The organism is Pseudomonas sp. LS-2 (assembly GCF_003605735.1).
Lineage (GTDB): Bacteria > Pseudomonadota > Gammaproteobacteria > Pseudomonadales > Pseudomonadaceae > Aquipseudomonas.
In genome coordinates, this window is the sequence record NZ_QXTJ01000002.1 from 112301 (window position 1) to 134934 (window position 22634).

23 protein-coding genes and 1 pseudogene are annotated in these 22634 nt (G+C 61.1%); 12 read left to right on the forward strand and 12 right to left on the reverse strand.

Annotated features, from left to right (window positions below):
- Window positions 1-43: 43 nt before the first annotated feature.
- On the reverse strand, window positions 44-2008 hold the full coding sequence (locus tag D3M70_RS01360; protein WP_120123720.1) for a sigma-54-dependent Fis family transcriptional regulator: 1965 nt from the start codon (window positions 2006-2008) through the stop codon (window positions 44-46).
- Window positions 2009-2412: 404 nt separating this feature from the next.
- Here D3M70_RS01360 and pqqA point away from each other — a divergent pair, with 404 nt between their 5' ends.
- On the forward strand, window positions 2413-2484 hold the full coding sequence (pqqA, locus tag D3M70_RS01365) for a pyrroloquinoline quinone precursor peptide PqqA (RefSeq protein ID WP_074750225.1): 72 nt from the start codon (window positions 2413-2415) through the stop codon (window positions 2482-2484).
- A 118-nt stretch (window positions 2485-2602) separates the two neighbouring features.
- Here pqqA and D3M70_RS01370 read toward each other — a convergent pair whose 3' ends face one another.
- Window positions 2603-3472: a LysR family transcriptional regulator gene (locus D3M70_RS01370; RefSeq protein WP_120123722.1), complete on the reverse strand. Its 870-nt coding sequence runs from the start codon at window positions 3470-3472 to the stop codon at window positions 2603-2605.
- Window positions 3473-3616: 144 nt separating this feature from the next.
- Between D3M70_RS01370 and D3M70_RS01375 the strand changes: the two genes are divergently transcribed.
- The 4 genes from D3M70_RS01375 to D3M70_RS01390 all read left to right on the forward strand — a co-directional run bounded on the left by D3M70_RS01375 (window position 3617) and on the right by D3M70_RS01390 (window position 7363).
- The gene (locus D3M70_RS01375; RefSeq protein ID WP_120123724.1) at window positions 3617-4789 is read left to right on the forward strand and encodes a mandelate racemase/muconate lactonizing enzyme family protein; all 1173 of its coding nucleotides are present in this window, start codon (window positions 3617-3619) and stop codon (window positions 4787-4789) included.
- Between the two features lie 167 nt (window positions 4790-4956).
- Window positions 4957-6306 (forward strand): C4-dicarboxylate transporter DctA, encoded by a 1350-nt coding sequence (dctA, locus tag D3M70_RS01380; protein ID WP_256659657.1) that lies wholly within the window; start codon window positions 4957-4959, stop codon window positions 6304-6306.
- 112 nt (window positions 6307-6418) lie between these two features.
- Window positions 6419-6772: an SPOR domain-containing protein gene (locus D3M70_RS01385; RefSeq protein ID WP_120123725.1), complete on the forward strand. Its 354-nt coding sequence runs from the start codon at window positions 6419-6421 to the stop codon at window positions 6770-6772.
- A 96-nt stretch (window positions 6773-6868) separates the two neighbouring features.
- On the forward strand, window positions 6869-7363 hold the full coding sequence (locus tag D3M70_RS01390; RefSeq protein WP_120123727.1) for a hypothetical protein: 495 nt from the start codon (window positions 6869-6871) through the stop codon (window positions 7361-7363).
- Between the two features lie 135 nt (window positions 7364-7498).
- Here the strand turns inward: D3M70_RS01390 and D3M70_RS01395 are convergent, their stop codons facing one another.
- Complete coding sequence (locus tag D3M70_RS01395; protein ID WP_120123729.1) at window positions 7499-7816, reverse strand: YqjD family protein; 318 nt, start codon at window positions 7814-7816, stop codon at window positions 7499-7501.
- A 202-nt stretch (window positions 7817-8018) separates the two neighbouring features.
- Here D3M70_RS01395 and D3M70_RS01400 point away from each other — a divergent pair, with 202 nt between their 5' ends.
- On the forward strand, window positions 8019-8276 hold the full coding sequence (locus tag D3M70_RS01400) for a hypothetical protein (RefSeq protein WP_120123731.1): 258 nt from the start codon (window positions 8019-8021) through the stop codon (window positions 8274-8276).
- A gap of 15 nt (window positions 8277-8291) precedes the next feature.
- On the opposite strand, the gene D3M70_RS01405 is transcribed toward D3M70_RS01400, so the two are convergent.
- A complete protein-coding gene (locus D3M70_RS01405; protein WP_120123732.1) occupies window positions 8292-8771 on the reverse strand; it encodes an LEA type 2 family protein in 480 nt (159 codons plus the stop codon).
- Window positions 8772-8828: 57 nt separating this feature from the next.
- Window positions 8829-10325, reverse strand: coding sequence for a nucleobase:cation symporter-2 family protein (locus tag D3M70_RS01410; RefSeq protein ID WP_120123734.1), 1497 nt, complete (start codon window positions 10323-10325; stop codon window positions 8829-8831).
- 363 nt (window positions 10326-10688) lie between these two features.
- Between D3M70_RS01410 and D3M70_RS01420 the strand changes: the two genes are divergently transcribed.
- Window positions 10689-10985 carry a helix-turn-helix transcriptional regulator gene (locus D3M70_RS01420; protein ID WP_120123737.1) on the forward strand — a complete coding sequence of 99 codons (297 nt, stop codon included), beginning with the start codon at window positions 10689-10691 and terminating at the stop codon, window positions 10983-10985.
- A 116-nt stretch (window positions 10986-11101) separates the two neighbouring features.
- Window positions 11102-12535, forward strand: coding sequence for an NAD-dependent succinate-semialdehyde dehydrogenase (locus D3M70_RS01425; protein WP_120123739.1), 1434 nt, complete (start codon window positions 11102-11104; stop codon window positions 12533-12535).
- Here the strand turns inward: D3M70_RS01425 and D3M70_RS31860 are convergent.
- A complete protein-coding gene (locus tag D3M70_RS31860) occupies window positions 12525-12683 on the reverse strand; it encodes a hypothetical protein (RefSeq protein WP_165869711.1) in 159 nt (52 codons plus the stop codon). The two genes, D3M70_RS01425 and D3M70_RS31860, sit on opposite strands and share 11 nt — an antisense overlap.
- 120 nt (window positions 12684-12803) lie before the next feature.
- On the opposite strand from D3M70_RS31860, the gene D3M70_RS01430 reads away from it, so the two are divergent.
- Both D3M70_RS01430 and D3M70_RS01435 read left to right on the forward strand, forming a co-directional pair.
- Complete coding sequence (locus D3M70_RS01430) at window positions 12804-14243, forward strand: MFS transporter (RefSeq protein WP_120123741.1); 1440 nt, start codon at window positions 12804-12806, stop codon at window positions 14241-14243.
- A gap of 145 nt (window positions 14244-14388) precedes the next feature.
- Window positions 14389-14976, forward strand: coding sequence for a LysE family translocator (locus D3M70_RS01435; RefSeq protein ID WP_120123743.1), 588 nt, complete (start codon window positions 14389-14391; stop codon window positions 14974-14976).
- 31 nt (window positions 14977-15007) lie between these two features.
- Here D3M70_RS01435 and D3M70_RS01440 read toward each other — a convergent pair whose 3' ends face one another.
- The 6 genes and pseudogenes from D3M70_RS01440 to D3M70_RS01460 all read right to left on the reverse strand — a co-directional run bounded on the left by D3M70_RS01440 (window position 15008) and on the right by D3M70_RS01460 (window position 20490).
- On the reverse strand, window positions 15008-15832 hold the full coding sequence (locus D3M70_RS01440; RefSeq protein WP_120123744.1) for an AraC family transcriptional regulator: 825 nt from the start codon (window positions 15830-15832) through the stop codon (window positions 15008-15010).
- Between the two features lie 6 nt (window positions 15833-15838).
- Window positions 15839-16231: sulfatase-like hydrolase/transferase (locus D3M70_RS32510; protein WP_256659658.1), on the reverse strand; the 393-nt coding region annotated here is incomplete at its 5' end.
- 1 nt (window position 16232) lies between these two features.
- A pseudogene (locus D3M70_RS01445) lies at window positions 16233-17431 on the reverse strand (phosphoethanolamine transferase); the annotation flags it as partial.
- Between the two features lie 172 nt (window positions 17432-17603).
- Window positions 17604-18353 carry an ABC transporter substrate-binding protein gene (locus D3M70_RS01450; protein ID WP_256659659.1) on the reverse strand — a complete coding sequence of 250 codons (750 nt, stop codon included), beginning with the start codon at window positions 18351-18353 and terminating at the stop codon, window positions 17604-17606.
- A 17-nt stretch (window positions 18354-18370) separates the two neighbouring features.
- Window positions 18371-19717 (reverse strand): diguanylate cyclase, encoded by a 1347-nt coding sequence (locus tag D3M70_RS01455; protein WP_120123746.1) that lies wholly within the window; start codon window positions 19715-19717, stop codon window positions 18371-18373.
- Between the two features lie 2 nt (window positions 19718-19719).
- Window positions 19720-20490, reverse strand: coding sequence for an ABC transporter substrate-binding protein (locus tag D3M70_RS01460; RefSeq protein WP_120123901.1), 771 nt, complete (start codon window positions 20488-20490; stop codon window positions 19720-19722).
- Between the two features lie 354 nt (window positions 20491-20844).
- On the opposite strand from D3M70_RS01460, the gene cydP reads away from it, so the two are divergent.
- Both cydP and D3M70_RS01470 read left to right on the forward strand, forming a co-directional pair.
- Window positions 20845-21042, forward strand: coding sequence for a cytochrome oxidase putative small subunit CydP (cydP, locus tag D3M70_RS01465; RefSeq protein ID WP_120123748.1), 198 nt, complete (start codon window positions 20845-20847; stop codon window positions 21040-21042).
- A complete protein-coding gene (locus tag D3M70_RS01470; RefSeq protein WP_120123750.1) occupies window positions 21039-22628 on the forward strand; it encodes a cytochrome ubiquinol oxidase subunit I in 1590 nt (529 codons plus the stop codon). The genes cydP and D3M70_RS01470 overlap by 4 nt, the downstream gene beginning before the upstream one ends.
- Window positions 22629-22634 lie beyond the last annotated feature (6 nt).

Sequence of the window (22634 nt, forward strand, 5' to 3'; positions counted from 1 at the left end):
TGACACACTGCTATCGCGAGCACGCTCACGCCACAAGGGTTTTTCAGTGCGCCTGATCGACGCGATTCGGCGGCACGATCCGGTACTTCTTCATCTTGCGATACAACGTGGATCTTGCCACCGCCAACTCATCGGCCACCCCGGTGATGTTCCATTGATGCCGGCGCAAGGCTTCGAGCAAGCGCTGGCCTTCGTCATCGGCCGTCAGTCTGGCCAGCGGCGGGCGATTCTGCACCGGGGCCTGTAGCCCATGTTGTCGCTCATCGAGCACTTCATCCGGCAGACACTCGGCATCGATATGGCCATTGTCAGCCAGCGCCACCGCATAGCGCAGCACGTTGATCAACTGCCGAATATTGCCCGGCCAGTCGTAACGGCTCAGCAGTTTCATGCTCGTCGCATCGATCCGGCAGTGTTCCCCACCTGGCTGATCGCGTAGCACCGACTCGATCAACGAGCGGAGGTCGCTGCGCTCACGCAACGCGGGCAACTGCAGGGTCATGCCGTTGAGGCGATAGAACAGGTCTTCGCGAAAGGTCTTGCCGGCCACCCTATGCGACAGGTTCTGGTGGGTCGCGGAAATCACCTGGATGTCCAGCGGCAGCGGCGTATCGGCCCCCAGCGGCGAGATTTCCCGTTCGGCCAGCACGCGCAGCAAACGGGTCTGCAAATGCGTGGGCATGTCGCCGATTTCGTCGAGAAACAACGTGCCGCCATTGGCGATCTCCAGCTTGCCTTTCATGCCTTTCTTGTTCGCGCCGGTGAAGCTGCCGCTGCGGTAACCAAACAACTCGCTCTCGATCAGGGTTTCCGGAATGGCCGCGCAGTTGAGCGCCACGAAGGGGCCGCTGCGCCGTGCGCTTGCCAGGTGAATCGCCCGGGCGAAGGCCTCCTTGCCGGTGCCGGTTTCCCCGTTGATCAGAATGGGCAGATCCTTGTCGAGCACCTTGTGCAAACGCGTCACACTCTTTTGCAAGCGGGTATCGGCCCCCGCCAGACGCTCCAGGGTCGGCGCACGGTGGATGATCGCCGCCGGTTGCGGTTGCGGTTGCGGTTGCGGCTGAAGGGGTGCGCGCACCTTGACCGGCATGCGCAGGCCGACTTCCACCAGACGTTGCCCGGCACGCAGCCGGGTAGCATTGGCGCCGCCATTGCACAGGCGCAGCAACTCATCGACGTCCACCGGCAACAGGTCGCTGAGCCTGCGACCCAGCAACAGGCCGTGGCCATGGGTCTGGTGTTCGACGAAGGCTGCGCGATTGGCGCCGATCACCCGGCCGTGATCGTCCAGCGCCAGCAACTGCTCGTTGGCCAGGTCGCTGATCTCCTCACAGGGCTTGATCATCAGGGTCAGCGTGTTGCGATGGCTGTGGCGAAAGTAGGCGTTTTCGATCATCCGCGCATACATGATGACCAGTTGCAGGGTCAGGTATTGCGCTTCTTTCGGACCGTTGCTGTTCAGGCACGAGGCGTTGAGACAGCCACGGACGTTGCCCAGGGAATCGAAGATCGGCGAGACCGAGCAACTCAGTCGGTCGTTCTCCCGCAGGAAGTGCTCGTCGCGGTGAATGATGAGCGCACTGCCCGAGGCCAGGCCGGTGCCGATGCCGTTGGTGCCCACCAGCGACTCGTCCCAGCGCGAGCCGACGATCAGGCCGGAGTCGGCATAGGCGCTGCCGGAGGTGGGCACGCGTGAGTCGAGGGCGATGCCGTGTTCGTCGCTCAGGAGCACGGCAAACCCGGCCAGACCGACGCGTTTGGCCAGGCCGCTGACACCCTGTCCGGCGATGGACATGTAGTCGTGGTGGAATTCCTGATGGCGATGAATCTCGGCGGCACTGAGGATGACTTTGTGGCCGCGACTGGCGGGCTTCAGGCCGTGCTCGACGACGCTGCGATACCACGACTGCACGATCAGGCCATCGGAAGGCAGGCTGCGGTCGGGGAAATAGTCTCCGACGAAGGCATTGAGATCAGCGGGGCCGTTTCCCGTGGTCTGCAAGGACATGGCGATTCTCCTGATGCGTCTGCGGCCTTGCGGTGACAGCGCATGAATTATTGTTTTTCATAGCGGGGGGCAGGCCTGCGCGAGCGGTTCGGGCGGCAGGCCTGAGCATCAGACTAGCCGTTGGCGAAATAAAGCGCCTGTTACAAAAAAAATCCCGTGATGCACAAACGCCTCAGCAAATCCCGTACCCGGTGGTGGCCGCGCAAGCGAACGCGTCTGGGACGCGACTGTCGCGCAACCCCGTGGACAAGGGTCGCGCGACAACCGATGCGGCATTGCTACAGGTGTAGCGGATGCGTCGTGCACAGGTGTCGATGTGCCGCGTCTGGCAGTCTTGCAGGGTTTTCACATTGGGGTATAACAAGGCTGCCGGGCTGTTCCGGTCTTGTCAGGGAGTGCTGCCTATGTGGACCAAACCGACCTACACCGACCTGCGTATCGGCTTCGAAGTCACCATGTACTTCGCCAGCCGCTGAACGCCGACCAAAAGCCCCGCCAGCATCGCGGGGCTTTTTCATGCGCTGCGTAAGCCATTCTGTGGCTTGATCGCGCTGCGTACACCCTTTCATAGCAGTCCGGCTTGCTGACGGGGGGTTACAACTTAGCCCAGAATGCCTCGGCAAAATTGCTCAAGGCCATGGTCGGACGGAACAGCCGGATTTCCACCGGAATGTCCCAGTGTTCATCCAGGGCGCGGACCAGTTTGCCACTGGCGATCTCGGGTTCGGCCAGGGTTCCTGGCAGCCACGCAAAGCCTTTTCCCTCCAGCGCCATGGACAGCAACACGGCCGCCAGGTGCGAGCTGAACACGGTGTGCAAGCTCGGCGGCGACGCCTCCTGACGCAGCCGCGCCGAGACGATTCTCCCCAGTCCTGATTCGGCCGTGTAACCGAGCAGCGACAGCGGTTCGGCGCCTGTAACGGGTTCGGCCGGTGGCGCCTGCAAGGGCATCAGCCAATCACTGCCCACCACTTTGGAATGGAAGGATTCAGCCGGAAATTGCGGCGGCACGTCCGGATGCTGATGGCACAGCAGAAACTGCACTTCGCCGCCCAGCAACATCTGTTCGCAGACCCGCATGTTGTCCGAGTGCAGCCGTATCGCCTCGATCGGGCTGCTGCGTTCGGCGCCGCGCACCCATCCCGGAAAGAAGGTGAACGACAGCGAATGCGTGGCCGCGAAATGCAGCGTACGGGCTTCTTTTCCGGCGACTTCGCGGGCTTCCTGACGCATCTGGTACAGACGACGGGTCATCTCTTGCGCGCTGCCGAGCATGTGCCGACCGGCATCGGTCAGCGTGGCGCCCTGGGTGGTGCGGTCGAACAGATCGACCCCGACCCACGTCTCCAGCGCCCGAATCCGGCGGCTGAACGCCGGTTGGGTGACGTGGCGCAATTCGGCGGCGCGGGAAAAATTACCGCTTTGCGCCAGTGCATTGAAATCTTCCAGCCAGACCAATTCCATCGTGATGCCGTCCGCGCATTGAGTGCCGCGTTTTTAGCATTGGCCGCAGACAAAGGTCCAGCCCTAGAGTGAACCCATCACCTGCTGCCGCTATTTACGAAAGCACTCACGAAAACGCCTCATCCATAACAACAGGAGTTACCCATGCGTATCGTCGATATCCGCGAGAAAACCGTTTCCATCGCCTCGCCGATTGCCAATGCCTACATCGACTTCTCCAAGATGACCTGCTCGGCGGTCGCCGTGGTGACCGACGTCATCCGCGACGGCAAACCGGTGCGCGGCCCCGGCGTCAACCCCAATGGTCGCGACGGCCAGGGCGCATTGATGCGTGACCGTTTCCTGGCCCGGGTGCTGGAAGCCGACCCTGAATCGCTGATCGACAAAGAGCGCGACAACCTGGACCCATTCGCCATCTGGAAAGCCCTGATGACCAACGAGAAGCCGGGCGGTCACGGTGAACGCTCGGTGGCGGTGGGCACCATCGACATGGCGGTGTGGGACGCGGTGGCGAAGATCGAAGGCAAACCGCTGTATCGACTGTTGGCCGACCGTTATCGCGATGGCGTGGCGGACGACAAGGTCTGGGTCTACGCGGCAGGCGGTTATTACTACCCCGGCAAGGACCAGACCAAGCTCAAGGCCGAAATGCAGAGCTACCTTGACCGTGGCTACGACGTGGTAAAGATGAAGATCGGCGCCGTGCCGCTGGCCGAAGACCTGCGTCGTATCGAAGCGGTGCTGGAAGTGGTGGGTGACGGCCAGCGTCTGGCGGTGGATGCCAACGGCCGGTTCGACCTGAAAACCGGGATTGCCTACGCCGAAGCCATCAAGCCGTACAACCTGTTCTGGTACGAAGAAGTCGGCGATCCGCTGGACTACGCACTGCAGGCTGAGCTTGCCAATCACTATGATCTGCCGATGGCCACCGGTGAAAACCTGTTCTCCCATCAGGATGCCCGCAACCTGCTGCGCCATGGCGGCATGCGCCCTGATCGCGATTTCCTGCAGTTCGACTGCGCGCTGTCCTACGGTCTGGTGGAATACCTGCGCACGCTGGATGTGATGAAAGAGCTGGGCTGGTCTTCGCGCCGCGTCGTCCCCCATGGCGGCCATCAGATGTCGCTGAACATCGCCGCCGGCCTGCATCTGGGCGGCAACGAATCCTACCCGGACGTATTCCAGCCGTTCGGTGGGTTTGCCGACGGTATTCGTGTCGAGAACAGCTACGTCGGCCTGCCGGACATCCCGGGGGTGGGCTTCGAGGCCAAGTCGGCACTGTACGCCGTGATGCGTGAATTGGGTGAGGGTGCGTAACCATCACGCGGCTCCCCTGTAGGAGCGCGCTTGCCCGCGATCACGGTATGTCGGTCACCGGCGATGTGTCTGACACACCGCAATCGCGAGCAAGCTCACTCCTACAAGTCTTCTATCGCTCACAAGCTGTCCTTTCCCCTCATACAAAAACAACAGTGAGGCATCCCATGGAACAGGCTTCGACACGCTGGTATTCCCAGCTCTACGTCCAGGTGCTGATCGGTATCGTCATCGGCGGCACCATCGGCTTCTTTCTTCCCGACATCGGCGCCAAGCTGCAACCCTTCGCCGACGGTTTCATCAAACTGATCAAGATGCTGCTGGCGCCGATCATCTTCGGCACGGTGGTGGTCGGCATTGCCAAGATGGGCAGCGTCAAGGAAGTCGGGCGCATCGGTGCCAAGGCGCTGATCTACTTCGAGGTGCTCTCGACCCTGGCGTTGATCATCGGCCTGGTGGTGGTCAACATCCTCAAGCCCGGCGTGGGCATGAACATCGACGTCAACACCATCAACGGCAGCGCCATCTCCGGCTACACCCAGGCTGCGGCGTCGCAGGGCGGGGTGGTGGAGTTCTTCATGAACATCATCCCGACCACGCTGTTCGACGCCTTCGCTAAAGGCGCGATGCTCCAGGTGATCCTGGTGTCGGTGCTGATGGGCGTGGCGCTGGTGCAAATTGGTGAGCCGGTCAAGCCGCTGGTCAACGTCATCGACATGCTGCTGCAGAGCCTGTTTCGCGTGGTGGCCATGGTCATGCGCCTGGCACCGCTGGGTGCAGGGGCAGGGATGGCGTTCACCATCGGCAAATACGGCATCGGTACGCTGCTGTCGCTGGGGCAACTGCTGGTGGCGCTGTATGCAACGACGCTGATTTTCGTCGTGGTGATCCTCGGCGCCGTCGCCCGCTGGTCCGGCCTGCCGCTGATGCAGTTCCTGCGTTATTTCAAGGACGAGATTCTGGTCACCCTCGGGACCTGCTCCACCGAAGCGGTGCTGCCACGGATGATGGTCAAACTGGAGAAGCTCGGTTGCGAGAAGTCCGTGGTCGGCATGGTCCTGCCCACCGGTTACACCTTCAACTCCGACGGTACCTGCATCTACCTGACGATGGCGGCGATCTTCGTCGCCCAGGCCACCAACACGCCGCTGACCCTGTGGGATCAACTGACCGTGCTGGGCGTCTTGTTGCTGACCTCCAAGGGCTCGGCGGGCGTGGCTGGCGCCGGGTTCGTCACGCTGGCGGCGACGCTGTCGGTGTTCCACGGCATTCCCATGATCGGCCTGGTGTTGTTGCTGGGGGTCGACCGTTTCCTCAACGAAGCGCGTGCGGTCACCAACTTGATCGGCAACGGGATCGGCACCATCGCCATCGCCAAATGGGACGGCTCTTTCGACAAGGCCAAGGCCGCGAAGGAAATTGCCGCGATGAACGAACGCTCAGGCAAGGTTCGCACGCCGGCAACAACTGGCAACGATTCGCTGAATCCCGCCCGCGTCGGAAAGTCGCAGGGCTGAGGGCCGGGGACTGGCCGTCGGTGGGTGTTCGCCGCTGGTCAGTCCGTCAATTGAGCGCTCGCCCTTGTCCTCGGTGGTAGACTCTCGCCACTTCAGACGAGGAGCGACAGACGTGCGCAAGATGGCAATGATGGTGGCGGTATTGATGCTGGCGGGCTGCGATGGCGGCAAGCCGGCAACTCCGGCCAAGGTCCAGACAACCGATTCAGTCGCAGAAGCCCCGACGCCGGCTTCGCCGCAATGGACCATTCGTGTCCACCTGAAAGAAGCGCTGAGCGACATGACCTACTGGCTGGTCGAGCACCACTATCCTTCATACGTGGTCAAGGTCGATGGCAAGGAAGTGGTGATGATCGGGCCGTTCGAGTCTCAGGACGTCGCCGAAAAAGCCAAGACCGATATCGATGCCGCGTTGGTCAAAGGCCATCGTCTGTCGCAACTTGAAGTCATTGCGCCCCGCCCCTGACCGTCTCCCGACGATTAACGCGACAGCCCACCGTGGCTGTGCCACCCTCAGTTCATGCGCCCGAATACTCGGGCACGTGAACCGGGAATCGCCGTTATGGACGAGATTCAACGCCTGAGTGAGTTGCTGATGGCCCATCAGCGCTACGAGGAACAGAAGCACCAACGTTTTCACGATGACCTGGCGCAATGGAATGCCAGCATCGATGAACTGTATCGGCAAATCGAGGACTGGCTCAAACCCTTGGTCGATGCGGGTCAGACGAGCTTCGAGTACGAGCCGCACCTGGCCCAGAGCAAGGGTTATCCCGACGAAAATTCACCGTTTCGCACCCGCCGCATGAGTTTCCTGCTGGGCGCTCATCAAGTGGCGTTCGTGCCTGATGCGATGGGGCCGAAAGGGCAGGTGGGTCTTTCGGTGACCGGGGTGAGCTTGCACGGGCAGGAAAAATACAGCCTGCATCGCGAGGCTGGGCATCGCGACTGGATGCTGAAGAAAACCGTGGGGGTCAAAGACTCGGAGCCGGTGACATTCAGCGCCGATCATTTCGGACGATTGCTGCAAGCCGTGGTGCCGCAGCGGCAGGGGTGAGGATCGGTGCTCACATCTTCCCTGTAGCAGTCCGGCTTGCCGGCGGCGAGATCCTCAAGATCGCCGCCGCCGGCAAGCCGGACTGCTACAAGTGCTCATGTCTTTCCGAGACGAGCAGCGTTTTTGCTGCCCCGATCAACGGCGACCCAGCAGCAACCCCACCACCAGACCGAAACCAGCGGAAACGGCAACGGTCTGCCAAGGGTGCCCGCCGATGTAGTTTTCGGTGGCTTCGACGGCAGGCTTGGTGCGTTCACGCACACTGCCAACTGACTCCAGGGCCTGCTTGAGTTTCAGGCTCAGCTGCTCACGTACGGTTTCTGCCTCTTCGCCGACCAGCGCAGCGCTGTCCTTGAGCAGTTTGTCGGACTCTTCGATGAGGGCGGCCAGTTCGCTGAAAGCCTGATCCTTGATCTGTTCGGCGGCGTTCTGGGCAGCAGTTTTACGAGCCATGGCAAATTTCCTTCAGTTGATGATGGCAGTGAGCAATGGAGTCGCGCGGGTCTGGAAAAGTTGCAGCGTATTTGCGCGGCGGCGTAAAAAGTGCGACGAATGTGATCGGGCATCTACGCAGTCGGGTGTAAGATGCCGACGCTTCTGAGCGGCTGTCGGCCTGCCATGGAGCGTTTTGTTTTTGCACACAGAGGTAAACGTCATGAGTTTCAACCTGGCCAACAAATCTCTTGCCGAGCGTGCCGAGATCGAGGACGAGAAGTCCCGCCTGTTCGAGCTGTGGCAGAGCAACCTGGGCAAGGCCAAAGGCGAAGCCGCCCGGCTGATGGGCGAGCGCGCCAAACGCAAGGGCAAGTGGTCGGAGTGGGTGCGCGGCGAACTGGACGGCATGTCTCCGCCCGAGTACGCCAACATGGTGCGTGCCGAGGTCAATCGTCTGGTGGCGGCCGCCCGCGGCTGAGCGTTACCCGATTTCCTACCAGCTCCCGCCCGCCGGCTGCGGCAGGCTCAGCGTGCCGCTGTCATGAAAGCGCATGGTGCCGAACAACCCGCCTGCCAGTTTGCCGTGTAGCTCATAGGGCAGGTTGTCGAGACTCTTCTGGTCGGCCAGCCCCACCGCCTGACGCAGCGCGGCAAACGCTGAAACCGTCACGGGCACGGTCAGGACCCCTTCGGAAAACCGCGTGATCGTGCCTTTCTGATCGCTGACGCCTGAGGCCAGCAGCTTGCCGTTGACGTCCAGGTTCAGCGCCACGCCGTCGTACTGGATATCCACGTCGTTGGGGTTCTGCAGGCGCAGCTTCACTGCGAAGCGGATTTCAAGATCCTGCCCTGGCAATGGCTCGATTCCGACAACGTTGATGTTCAGTGGGTCGCGGTTGGGAAACAGTGCGCAGGCACTCAACGCCACCATGAGCAGGCAGGCGAACAGGGTTCGAATCGGGCGTAGCGGCATTGTGGCGCTCCAGTTGCCGGGCCGGGCAGGGACGCAATGACGCCCCTGCCCATCAGCCTAGCGGTTCAACTGTGCGACCGCGCGGGGGGAGAGAGGTTCTGTTTCGGGGCTTTTGCCGGACTCATGAACGGGATCCTGCAACACCTTGACGGTAGAGGCTTCAGGGTCGAATTCGGTGACCTCGACCTCGACGTGCTCTTCGGGCAGAAAGATGTTCAGGACGATCGCGCAGAACGCGCCCACGGTGATCGGCGACTCGAAGATGTTGTGCAGCGCCTTGGGCAACTCGCGCAGCACTTCCGGGACCGCCGCCACACCCAGGCCCATGCCCAGCGAAATCGCCACGATCAGCATGTTGCGTCGGTGCAGCCCGGCTTCGGAAAGAATCTTGATTCCCGCCACGGCCACGGTGCCGAACATGATCAGTGTCGCGCCACCCAGCACCGGCTTGGGCATCAGTTGCAGCACCGCGCCAATGATCGGGAACAGGCCCAGCAACACCAGAATGCCGGCGATGAAGAACGCCACGTAGCGGCTGGCGACCCCGGTCAGCTGAATCACCCCGTTGTTCTGAGCGAAGGTCACCATTGGCAGGCTGTTGAATGTGGCCGCCATGACCGAGTTCAGGCCGTCCGCCAGCAAACCGGACTTGATGCGGCGGATGTACACCGGCCCGCTGACCGGCTGCTGGGAGATCATCGAGTTGGCGGTCAGGTCGCCCGCGGCTTCCAGCGGCGATACCAGGAAGATCACGGCAATCGGGATGAACGCCAGCAGGTCGAACGAGAATCCGTATTTGAACGGCAGCGGAATGCTCATGACCGGCACTTGCGGCATGTGCGTGAAATCCACGCGGCCCAGGTACCATGCGACGAAAAAGCCCAGCGTCAGGCCGATGATGATCGCGCTCAGGCGCAGCAACGGAATATTGAAACGATTGAGGACCACAATGGTGCCCAGCACCAGCGCGGCGAGGCCCAGATTGGTGGCTGAACCCAGATCGCTGGCGCCGAAACCGCCGGCCATGTCGGTCATGGCGACCTTGAGCAGTGACAGGCCCATCAGCGTGATGATCGTGCCGGTAACCACCGGAGTGATCAGCTTGCGCAGCTTGCCGATGAACTGGCTCAGCACCACTTCGACGAAGGCGGCACAGAAACACACGCCAAAGATGGTCGAGAGGATTTCCTCGGTGCCGCCGCCGCGACTCTTTACCAGAAAACCTGCACTGAGGATCACGCTGAGGAAGGAAAAACTGGTGCCTTGCAGACACAGCAGTCCTGAGCCGACGGGGCCGAATCGCTTGGCCTGAACGAAGGTGCCGAGGCCTGAGACGAACAGCGCCATGCTGATCAGGTAGGGCACTTCGCTGTCCAGGCCCAGCACGCTGCCGACGATCAGGGTCGGCGTGATGATGCCGACGAAACTCGCCAGCACATGTTGCAGTGCGGCGAAGATCGCGGCGGTGAAGTGAGGCCGGTCATTGAGGCCGTAAATCAGGTCTGTTCCGGCGGATGCGGGGCGTGATGAAGGTGTGCTTTGCGGTGTGGTCATGTTTAGCCTGCCATTTGTTTTTATACGGTCGTGGGCTTTGCAGTTGACGCTGGACTGACCTGCACGCAAAAGTTGTCTGCTTGGTCAGGTTTGGCGACTCTACAACATGTCGACACATTGAAAAACAATTTCTTTGTAAATTGTGTACAAAAACGGCGCAGGAACACGCGCCAGTGCCTTGAAAAAAAAGGGCGCGCAGCATGCCAGAAAATGCTTCGCGGGTCTGTGCCAGGCGCTTATTCTGTTGCCGGTGAACCTTGAGGTACTCGCGGGCGTCGAAATCAGGGCCTGGCATTCGGGGACGTCAGTGACACTGACCATGACTCTCGACAAGGAGGTTGCAACTGGGGTGAAACGATCTTCATGAGCAATGCACATCACTTTCCGCTGACTGATCTGCAGATTTCCTTGATTTCCCGCGCGCTGGCCGATCCCAGGCGGTATCAGATCCTGGTCCAGATCAGCGCTTCTCAGGATCCCGTCCCCTGCGCCGAACTGCTCAAGGTTCATCCCGTCAGCGCAGCGACCGTCTCTCATCACACCAAGGAGCTGGAACGTGCCGGGTTGATCGCCACGTTGCGCGAAGGCAAGTACGCCAGCTTTTCGATGCGGCGCGAGGTGCTCAGCGCCTACGCGCAGCAACTGATGCAGTTCTGTTGAATTGCCATCGTCATATATCCTGCCGGGCTGCCTTGACCCTTGCTGGCATATGCCCGTAAATTGGCCGCCCTGCCTTTTCTTCTCCTGCCTCTTGAAGGCACATCCGGAGCTTGTTTATGTACCCAGACGTTCAGCTGTATATCGATGGCCAATGGCGCGCGAGTGAAGACGGCCGCACCCTTGACGTGATCAACCCGGCGACGGCGGAAACCCTGGGCACCGTTGCCCACGCCAACATCGCCGATCTGGATCAGGCTCTGGCCGCCGCCGAGCGTGGCTTCGAAACCTGGCGCAGTACGCCGGCTTATGAACGCTACAAGATCATGCAGAAAGCCGCGAACCTGCTGCGCGATCGCGTCGACAACATCGCCAGCATCATGACTCAGGAACAGGGCAAGCCACTGGCCGAGGCGCGCATGGAAACCCTGGCCGCTGCCGACATCGTCGACTGGCTGGCTGAAGAAGGGCGTCGCGCCTATGGCCGCCTGGTGCCGTCGCGCAACATCTCCGTCGAACAGAAAGTCATCAAGGAGCCGGTCGGTCCGGTCGCGGCGTTCACCCCGTGGAACTTCCCGATCAACCAGGTGGTGCGCAAGCTGTCTTCGTCATTGGCCGCCGGTTGCTCGATCATCGTCAAGGCCCCGGAAGAAACCCCGGCATCGCCTGCCGAACTGATCCGTGCCTTTATTGACGCCGGAGTACCTGCCGGTGTCATCGGTCTGGTGTACGGCGATCCTGCGCAGATTTCGAGCTACCTGATCGCGCATCCCACCATCAAGAAAGTCACGTTCACCGGCTCCACCCCGGTGGGCAAACAACTGGCGGCGCTCGCCGGTCAGCACATGAAGCGCGCGACCATGGAGCTGGGCGGTCATGCCCCGGCGCTGGTGTTCGACGATGCCGATATCGACCTGGCCGCCCGGACCCTGGCCGGTGCCAAGTTCCGTAACGCCGGGCAGGTCTGTGTGTCACCGACCCGTATTCTGGTGCAGCGCGGGGTTTTCGACGCGTTCGTCGAGAAGTTCGTCGGCCTGACCCACGAAGTCAAGGTCGGCAACGGCCTGGAGCAGGGCGTGACGATGGGCCCGCTGGCCAACGAACGTCGCGCGCCGGCGTTGTCGGCGCTGGTCAAGGATGCCTGCGACAAGGGCGCGAAACTGCACACCGGCGGTGAGGCCATCGAAGGCCCTGGCTATTTCTTCCCACCGACCGTGCTCAGCGGCCTGACCACTGAAATGCGCGTCATGAGTGAAGAGCCGTTCGGGCCGCTGGCGTTGCTGGTGCCGTTCGACACCGTGGAAGACGCGGTCAAGGAATCCAACCGGGTGCCGTTCGGCCTGGCGTCGTATGCGTTCACCTCGTCGATGAAGACTGCGCATATCCTCAGCACGCGTATCGAGGCGGGAATGCTGTCGATCAACCATCAGGGGATCGGCCTGGTGGAAGTGCCGTTCGGTGGCGTCAAGGATTCGGGTTATGGGTCTGAAGGTGGCACCGAGGCCATCGAGGCTTATCTGAATACCAAGCTGGTGACGGTGTTCAATCTCTAAGGCTGATCCGGTAGCAGTCCGGCTTGCCGGCGGAGGCGTCTTTGAAGTCGTGACCGCCGGCAAGCCGTCCTGCTACAGGGGATTCAACAACGCTTTCTCCTCCGTACGTTGACTTGTAGCAGTCCGGCTTGCCGGCGGTGACGTTCATGAGATTGCCACCGCGGGCAAGCCGTGCTGCTACGGATGGATCTTCGATTGTCTGAACTCCCCAACGCCGTCTGGCTCTGACACCAGAGGTCATCCCGATCTCTGGTGTGAGGGACCAACGATGGCAGACGCAGGCGCGATCTTCGAAACTGACCTTCCGGCGCGTCTGGACCGGCTGCCGTGGGGCCGGTTCCATACGCTGTTGGTGTTCGCGCTGGGCATCACCTGGTTGCTCGACGGTCTTGAGGTCACCCTGGCCGGTTCGGTGTCCGGAGCCTTGAAAGAGAGCCCGGTGTTGCGGCTGACCAATGCCGACATCGGTCTGGCGGGCGGTGCTTACATCACAGGAGCGGTGCTGGGGGCGTTGTTCTTTGGCTGGCTCACCGACCGACTCGGGCGGCGCAAGCTTTTCTTCATCACGCTGGCGCTCTACATCAGTGCCACCGCTGCAACGGCATTCTCCTTCAGCTTGTGGAGCTTCATGCTGTTTCGGTTTCTGACCGGCATGGGCATTGGCGGCGAGTACACGGCGATCAATTCTACGATTCAGGAATTCACCCCGGCGCGATTCCGTGGCTGGGTCGATCTGACCATCAATGGCACATTCTGGATCGGCGCGGCGCTGGGCGCGGGCGGCTCGATCATATTGCTCGACCCCGGCTGGATCGGCGGCGATCTGGGTTGGCGTCTGTGCTTCGGGATTGGTGCGGTGCTGGGTCTTGTCATCCTGCTGATGCGCCTTTGGCTACCGGAGAGCCCGCGCTGGCTGTTGATCCACGGCCAGGGCGAAGAAGCGCGGGTGATCGTCGAAGGCATCGAGGATCGTTTTCGTCGTCAGGGGCACGAACTGCTGCCGGTCGAGGGACCCAAGTTGCGTCTGCATGCGCGGGACCACACACCGTTGCGCGAAATCTTCGACACCTTGTTCAACGTCTATCGGCGACGGGCGCTGGTGGGGTTGACGCTGCTCACCGCCCAGGCGTTTTTCTACAATGCGATCTTCTTTACCTATGCGCTGGTGCTGACCGAGTTCTACGACGTGCCGTCGGCGTCGATCGGTTATTACGTGTTGCCGCTGGCATTGGGTAATTTCTGCGGTCCGCTGCTTCTGGGGCGTCTGTTCGATGTGGTAGGCCGTCGGGTCATGATCAGCCTGACTTACGCTGTCTCAGCCGTACTGTTGAGCATCAGCGGCTACCTGTTCGAGCAAGGGCTGTTAACGGTGACCCAGCAGGCCATCGCGTGGATGATCATCTTTTTCTTCGCCTCCGCGGCGGCCAGCTCTGCCTATCTGACCGTGGCCGAGACGTTCCCGCTGGAGATACGCGCGCTGGCGATTGCGGTGTTCTATGCCTTCGGCACCGCGCTGGGCGGGATCGTCGGCCCGACCCTGTTCGGCGAGTTGATCGACAGCCATCAGCGCGGACCGGTGTTCATTGGCTACCTGATCGGCGCGGCATTGATGCTGCTGGCGGCGGCCGTGCAGGCGACCTGGGGCGTGGCCTCGGAGCGCAAGTCGCTGGAGCAGGTGGCGCGGCCGTTGTCGCAGGCACGCGATTAGTCGGCCAACGCATACCCTGGTGGGCGCCAGCAAGCCGGCGCCCACCGGACGTCAGTGCAAAGGAACACTGGTCAGTTTTCTTCAATACCCAAACATCCGCCTCCGTTAACGTCCTCCGACATTCAATGAACGGAGCGTTGCGGCAATGAACCTGATGATATCCATGGCGGCCTTTGCCCTCGCGGCGTCGATTTCACCGGGGCCGGTGAATGTCGTTGCGCTGAGTGCCGGCGCGCAATTCGGTGTCGGCGCCAGTCTGCGGCATGTCTCTGGGGCGACCGTCGGCTTTGTCGTGCTGCTGGTCTTCACTGGCTTCGGCCTGCATGAGGTGCTGCACCAGTATCCTATGCTAACTGACATCATTCGCTGGGCCGGGATAGCGTTTCTGGTGTATCTGGCCTGGAAGCTGGCCGTGGACAACGGGCATCTGAACGTCGACACGCCCACACGTCAGCCATCGTTCTGGCAGGGTGCGGTGATGCAGTGGCTCAACCCGAAGGCATGGCTGGCGGCAGTGGCAGGGATGGGCGCATTCGTGGCCGATGGCGAGGCGCGGCTGATCGGCCTGTTTGCGCTGATCTACTTCGTGGTGTGTTACCTGTCCGTGGCGAGCTGGGTGTATGCGGGGGCATTTCTGGGCCCGTACCTGCGCAGCCCGCAACGGATCCGCATCTTCAACCGCAGCATGGCGGCGCTGTTGGCGGGCTGTGCGGTGTCGCTGTTTTACGTGTGAAGCTGTTGTACGTCTGACACTGTTCGCCCGGTCATTGGCGGTATTGCCCCGGCGTCGCCGCCAGATGCTTTTTGAACACCCGCTGAAAATGCGCCTGATCGGCAAAGCCGCTCTGCTGGGCGATATCGGCAATCGGCTCGCCCTCACGCAGCTGTGCCTGTGCGTGCTGAATGCGCCGGTTGATCAGGTAAGCATGGGGCGTCATGTGATAGTGCTGCTCGAAGGCGCGAATCAGGTAAGCCTCGGACAGATTGGCTGCCTGGCAGATTTCCTCCAGCCGGATCGCCCGCAAGTAGTGCTGGTTGATGTACTGCGCCGCGCGCTCGACCTTCAAGTTGACCTTCTTCAGCGGCGCATCAGACCCTCCCAGACGCTGCTGCATCAGGGTGAAAAACGCGATGGCCGCTTCGTGTTTCTCCAGTGATTCGCGCGCTGGATCGATCAAGGTCTCGTGCAGTCCCAGCAATCCGGCAAACAGATCGGGATCGATACTGAATGTGGCCGGCAACCCACGAAAACCCTCGACACCGCAGGCCTGCTGAACCCGGCCCAGCCACTGCGCATCGACGTACAGCATGATGTACGACCAGGGCTGATCGTCGATGGGATTGCAGGCATGAACATCGCCGGGGTTCATCAGCACGACGGTACCGGTGCTGATTGTCTGGGTCGTCTTTTCGTGCAGATAGGTGCTCTGGCCAGCGGTGATGGCACCGATGGAAAACACTTCATGGGAGTGGCGCGAATAACAGACCTTGCGCCCGTCGGCGATGGAGCGGGCTTCGATGAACGGCAGCTGTGCGTCCCGCCAGAACACCGGTGTCGCTGCGTGATTTACCGGGTTCTGGGGGGCCATGTCAGATCATCCGTTATTGCGTTTGCAGCTGTGGAAGATGTCCAGAGCCGGTTGATATTCAGTGGTATTGACGCCAAGCAAGCCTAGCACCGAATGAAACATGTAGTCATGGCTCAGGTCCGGCTGGTTCTGCTTGGCGGCCAGGCAGCTACGGTCGATGCTGGCATCTTCCAGCGTCTGGTTGCCGAACCACATGACCATCGGCACATGGGTCTGTGCGCTCGGGGCGATGGCGTACGGCGCCGCGTGCAGGTAGATGCCGTTTTCGCCGAGGGACTCGCCATGGTCGGAGACGTAGATCATCGAGGTGTCGACCTTGTCCTGATTGCGCTTGAGCAGCTCGATGGTCTGCGACAGGAAATGGTCGGTGTAGAGGATCGTGTTGTCGTAGACGCTCTTNAAGCGCTCCATGGATTTTGGGTAGCGGTCGTAGTATTCCGGGCCGTGGCTGCCATCGGAGTGCAGAACGATGATCGCATTGTCCTGAAGCGAATCGATGTACGCCTGCAGACCGACCAGCAGCGATTCGTCCAGGCAGTTCTGGCCGTCGCAGAACGCGCTCGGCTGGGCCTTCGGAATATCGCTGTGGGGCACGCGCAGGCAGGTGCCTTTGCAATCGCTGTTGTTGTCCAGCCACAGGACCTTCAAACCGGCGCGTTGCAGCATGTCCAGCAGGCTTTCATAGGTCTTGCCTTTCTTGTCGCTGTAATCGGTGCGCGGGAATTTAGAGAACATGCACGGCACGGAGACTGCCGTGGACGTACCGCAGGAGGCCACGTGGGTGAAGTTGAGGATGTCCTGTTTCTTCAATTCCGGATTGGTCTCGCGCTCATAGCCGTTGAGCGAGAAGTGGTCGGCGCGGGCGGTTTCACCGACGACGAAGATCATCAGGCTCTTTTTCGGGCGCTGCTGCGCTTGCGGGCTCAGCGCCGAGTCGGCACCGACAGTCTGGATCTTCAGCGTTTCCTTGATCGCCACCGTCTGTTTGGTCAGCTTGCCGACGGCATAAATGTAGTTGGTCGGGTTGATGAAGTGAGTCAGTTTGTCTTCGTCACGGAAGATCGGCGCGTAGGTCGAGTAGAACGGTCCCACCGAGGCGGCAATCACCAGGATGCAGCCGAGGCAGACCAGCACCTTGTTCACCAGCCCCGGCAGTACCCGGCGATACGTCACCGGCACCCACCAGATCAGCGCGATCGGCAACGCGCCCAGCAGGCCCAGATACAGGAACAGCTTGCCGCTGATCAGGGCTTTGGCTTCACCGGGGTTGGTCTCCAGCACGTTCTGCATCATGGTCGTGTCGATGCTGATGCCGTAGCTGTTCATGAAATACGCCGCCGCTGCAGAACACAGCGCAACCAGACTCAGCACGGGCTTGAGGGTCGGGCGGAAGGAGAAGGGCGTCAACAGCAGCGTAATGGCGGCCCATAGGAACACAGCGAAAGAGAGGTAGAACACCGCCGCCTTGATGCCTTGCAGTTGGGTCAATCCGAGAAGGGCGTGCCAGGTCGCCAGGTTGTAGAAGACAACCAGAGCAAGAGAGAACAGCATGACGAGGCGGGTGGAGGTGACGGGTCTGAGCCTTGAACGCATTTCCATATAGAGCATTACTCGAAGCGAGGCCTGCACGTGCGTTCAGTGGTCCTATCCCTGCGACCGGCACGTCAGACGAACCTGTCAGGGACAGGAGGATTGATAAGGGGAGTCAAACTCGCGCGGAGTTTTTCAGATCGATTGTGAAGACTTCGTGAACGCGGCGTAGCCTGATCGTTTAATGCGCCAGCGCCTTCGCAACGGTGCCGTCATCCTTCAACCGGGCGAAGGCGGCGGTGATGCGCTGGACCGTTTCTTCCGGGGTCTTGAGGCTCACCGCCACATACAAACCTTTGGACAACTCGTCCAGGGTGTAGGCCGCTTCGAGGTCTTCATAGGCGATGTGCAAATCGTTGCATTGTTCCCGCGCTTCGCGCTCCGGCATTGGCACCAGCGCTACCTGGCCGCTGATCAGCTTGCGCAGGTTGTCCAGGTTAGTGGCCGACACCACCATTCTGCTGAACCCCCTGGCTTCCAGGTATTGCTGCCGCGAATCGTCGCGCACCACGCCCACGGTGAAGTTCTTCGCGTCGGCCAGCCCCCTGACCACAACGTCCCGGCGCTCGCGCAGTTTGTAGAACACCGGTGTGACACGGTCGAGTTCGCCGACCCACCTGAACAACGGATCGCGCTCGGGGCTGCGGATGATCGGGTAGATCAGCACATCCGGTTCCAGCCGCGCCATGTCGTAGGCGCGGGCCCAGGGATAAAGCGCCATGTGGTAATCGGTGATACCGGCGCCGGCGAGGGTCTTTTCGACGATTTCGCTGGCGACTCCCACGACCTTGCCGTCTTTGAGTTCGCTGTAGGAAGAGTCTTCGGTCACCACCTGAAGGGTTTCGGCGTGAGCGCTCAGGCAAGCCCAGAGCATGACGGTTGCGGAAAAGACGCCACAGCCCAGTTTGATCGAACGTCGGGTACGACTCATCCGGATCTTCTCCCTGCTCAGATCATGCACCGGTTGCGGCCCTGGCTCTTGGCCCGGTACAAGGCCTTGTCGGCGCTTTGCAGCAACTGGTCGAAACGCTGCATGGTGGTGACGTCGAGTTCGGCGATGCCAATGCTCAAGGTCACATAAGGCGACACCGTCGATGCGCTGTGGGGCAGCTTCTGATTGCCGAGCAACGTGCGCAGGCGTTCGGCGGACTCCAGCGCCTGATCACGGGTCTGGCCCGGTAAAAGCACGGCGAATTCTTCACCACCCAGCCGGGCCACCAGTTCACCGGAGCGGCAGAACAGCGCGCTCATGGTCAGCGCCACGTCCCGCAGGCATTGATCGCCCATCGCGTGGCCATAGGTGTCGTTGTACAGCTTGAAAAAGTCGATGTCGCACATCAGCACCGAAAACGGTTGCTCATGGCGCTTCGCCCGGTTGAATTCAAGTTCCTTGAGCTCGTCGAAGTGTCGGCGGTTGGCAAGGCCGGTGAGCGGGTCGAAGCGGGTCAGGGCTTCCAGACGGATGTTCGCCGCTTTCAACTGCGCGGTGCGCTGTTCCACCAGCTCGGCCAACTGATCACGGCTGGCGGCCAGCGCCAGTTCGTCGCGGGTCTGGCGTTCGATGTGGTTGGCCAGCTTGTCTTGCAGGTCGTTGACCCCGGCTTCCAGCAGGTCCAGCTCGTCAGTGGCCTTGCCTCGGCGCTCCAGGGTCAGATGGTGTTTGAGGTTCTGCGGGGTCAGTTGCTCCAGATGCCGGGCGATGCGCCGCACATGCAGAGTCACGGAGCGGTTGAACATGCCCATGATCAGCCCGGCCAGTGCCAGCGACTGGATGATCTGGGTCAGCATGATGATCCCGACTTCCTTCCACAAGCGCCGCCAGAGCAGGCTTTCGTCACCCTCGATGGTCAACTCGCCGACCACCTCGTTGGCGCCGGGGTAGGGCGTGACGGTCAATTGCCGACGCAGGGCCGGCGCGAGAATCGAACCGGTGTGTCCCGGATGCTGACGTTCAAGGACTTCCGGCGCACGTCCGGGGCGCAGAATGCGCAGTTCCACGCGGCCAACGGGAGGCGCAAGGGCCACGCTGTCGATCTGCGCCTGCAGGGCTTCGTTGTCCATTTCCCAGACCGCCTTGGACAAGGTGCCCTGAAACACCTGATCGATCAGGCCCAGTTCGGCCTTCATGGTCGACAGGTTGTTGCCCCACGCGAACCACGTCCGCACACTGACCGTTGCCACCGTGAACAATACGCAGAATGCGAGCGTGGCAAACGCCAGCCGACGGGCCAGCGAGCTGGTACGCGGGGGCGCAACGGTGTCCTCAGGCCGTTTCGATTCGGACTCGGCGAGCATGCTCAATTCCATTTCCGCGCAATGGCATCGTAGGTTCCGTTTTCACGGATCGTGTTCAACCCCTCCCGGAATAGCTCGACAGTCGCATCGGCGGTTCCGGTACTGAAGGCCATGTTGAAACCTCCAGACTCCTCCAGTTCCGGGATACGCAAGGATTGCACCAGTGTTCGCGCGGGTTCCTCGCCGGCCTGATGCGCCAGCCAGGCGGCATTCAATTCGTCGGAGATCCACAGGTCGACATGGCCGGTCTGCAACTTCTGATAGTTGAGTTCATAGCGATTGCTGGACTGCAGATGCTGACCGATGACGAACTGCTTGCCGATCAGGTATTGCTCCCCGACATCCTCGTTGACGGTCGCGGTCTGCCAGTCACGGGCGTCGTTGAGGTCCAGCAGTGTGATCGGATGGCTCGCTGCGGAATAAATGTACCAACGGGAAGCGGCAATGGTGCCGACCCATTTGAACAGGTGCTCCCGAGCGGGCGTGCGGGTGATGGAATAGATCAGCACGTCAGGGTCATGCAACGCCAGGTCATAGGCCCGCGCCCACGGCATGGACTGAATGCTGGCCTGGACGTTGACCTCCTTGAGCACCGCCTGCACCACCTCGGTGCTCATGCCGGTCAACTGGCCGTCGCGGGTCATGTTGTAGGGCGGCAGTTCTTCGGTGACGACACGAATCGGACCGGCCTGGGTGCTGCAAATACTCAGACACAGCAGCACCGCGCCGGAAAACACGCTGCGGACTTTGTGATTGAGCGGTGGGGGTGTCATGGAAGGCGACCTCATCGACGGCAGCATCGGCCGCCTCTCCGGTCCGGTGGCATGCGCAGGAACGGGGCGGACTGCCTTATACAGCCATGATATCGGCTGAAAAATCCGCCACTTGAAATGATTGTCTGCCGTTCATCATGTGGTCACCGAGCCGCCCATTCGCTGGCTCGCCGGCACCTTGGCGTTGGAGTCGGTGGCGAGGTCGGTGCGGGTGTTTCGCATGCAAACGGATGCACCGTGGCTTCCGGCCTGTGGCGTTCTGCCACACCAGAGCACTCGGCGTTCCTTGATCCAGATCAAAGGTCTCGGACCGGTCTGTAGGAAAAATACCCTGCACCCCGATGAGTATTGAACATGCCCGGTCCTTTCGATTTCCTCAAACACCCTCTGGCAAAAGACATCGGCCTGATCCTGGTGATCAAACTGGTTCTGCTGATGGGCATCCGTAGCGTCTGGTTCGACGCGCCGGTCGAGGTCAAGGACGACGGGGTGCAAGCTGGCCTGCATGTATTGGGCGCCCCTCCCGAACCTTCTGAGAAGAACCCAAAATGATTTCGGAATCAGTCGTCGACTTATCTCGGCTGCAGTTCGCAATGACCGCGCTTTACCACTTTCTGTTTATTCCGTTGACGCTGGGCATGACGTTTTTGCTGGCGATCATGGAGTCGGTCTACGTGATGACCGGCAAGCAGGTCTATAAGGACATGACCCAGTTCTGGGGCAAGCTGTTCGGCATCAACTTCGCCCTGGGTGTCACCACCGGCCTGACCATGGAGTTTCAGTTCGGCACCAACTGGGCCTACTACAGCCATTACGTCGGCGACATCTTCGGTGCGCCGCTGGCCATCGAAGGGATGATGGCGTTCTTCCTCGAATCAACCTTCATTGGCCTGTTCTTCTTCGGCTGGGATCGATTGAGCCGTGTGCAGCACTTGAGCGTCACCTGGCTGGTGGCGATTGGTTCGAACCTGTCGGCCTTATGGATTCTGATCGCCAACGGCTGGATGCAAAACCCGGTCGGCGCCGAGTTCAACTTCGCCACGATGCGCATGGAGCTGACCAGCTTCAGCGACTTGATCTTCAATCCGGTGGCGCAGGTCAAGTTCGTCCACACCGTCGCCAGCGGTTACGTCACCGGTGCGATTTTCGTGCTGGCGATTTCCAGCTGGTATCTGCTCAAGGGCCGCGACACCGGTTTTGCACGCCGTTCGTTCGCCATCGCTTCGGCGTTCGGTATGGCCTCGATCCTGTCAGTGATCGTACTGGGCGACGAGTCCGGCTACGAAATCGGCGACGTGCAGAAGACCAAGCTCGCGGCCATCGAAGCGGAATGGGAAACCGAACCTGCACCGGCTGCATTCACCCTGTTCGGGCTGCCGAACCAGGAAACCCAGCGAACCGATTACGCGGTGAAAATCCCCTACGTGATGGGCATCATCGCCACCCGCTCGTTGGACACCCAGGTGACGGGCATCAAGGATCTGGTCAGCGAGCACCAGGGCCGCATCCGCAACGGCATGGTGGCGTACGACCTGTTGGGCAAACTGCGCGCCGGCGACAAGAGCGAGCAGACCCTCGACGCCTTCAACGGTGTGAAAAAGGATCTGGGCTACGGCCTGCTGCTGAAGAAATACACCGACAAGGTGGTGGACGCCAATGAGCAGCAGATCCATCAGGCGGCGCTGGATTCCATTCCCCATGTCGCGTCGATCTTCTGGACCTTTCGCATGATGGTGCTCAGCGGCGTGCTGATGCTGCTGTTGTTCGCCTGCGCATTCTGGGCCTCGGCGCGCAAGAACGAATCGACCAAGCGCTGGTTGCTCAAGTGGGCGCTGTTCAGCCTGCCATTGCCGTGGATCGCCACTCAGACAGGTTGGTGGGTCGCCGAGCACGGTCGTCAGCCCTGGTCCATCGGTGAAGTGCTGCCGGTGCACCTGTCCGCCTCGACCCTGTCTTCAGGCGATGTGCTGGCCTCGATTCTGGCGCTGGTCGGCTTCTATACCGTGCTGCTGATCATCGAAATGTACCTGATGATCAAGTTCGCCCGCCTTGGCCCGAGCAGCCTGCACACCGGTCGCTACCACTTCGAGCGGCGGGACGCTGAGATGTCTGCCAATCCACAACCGACGCTGGCCTGAGGAACG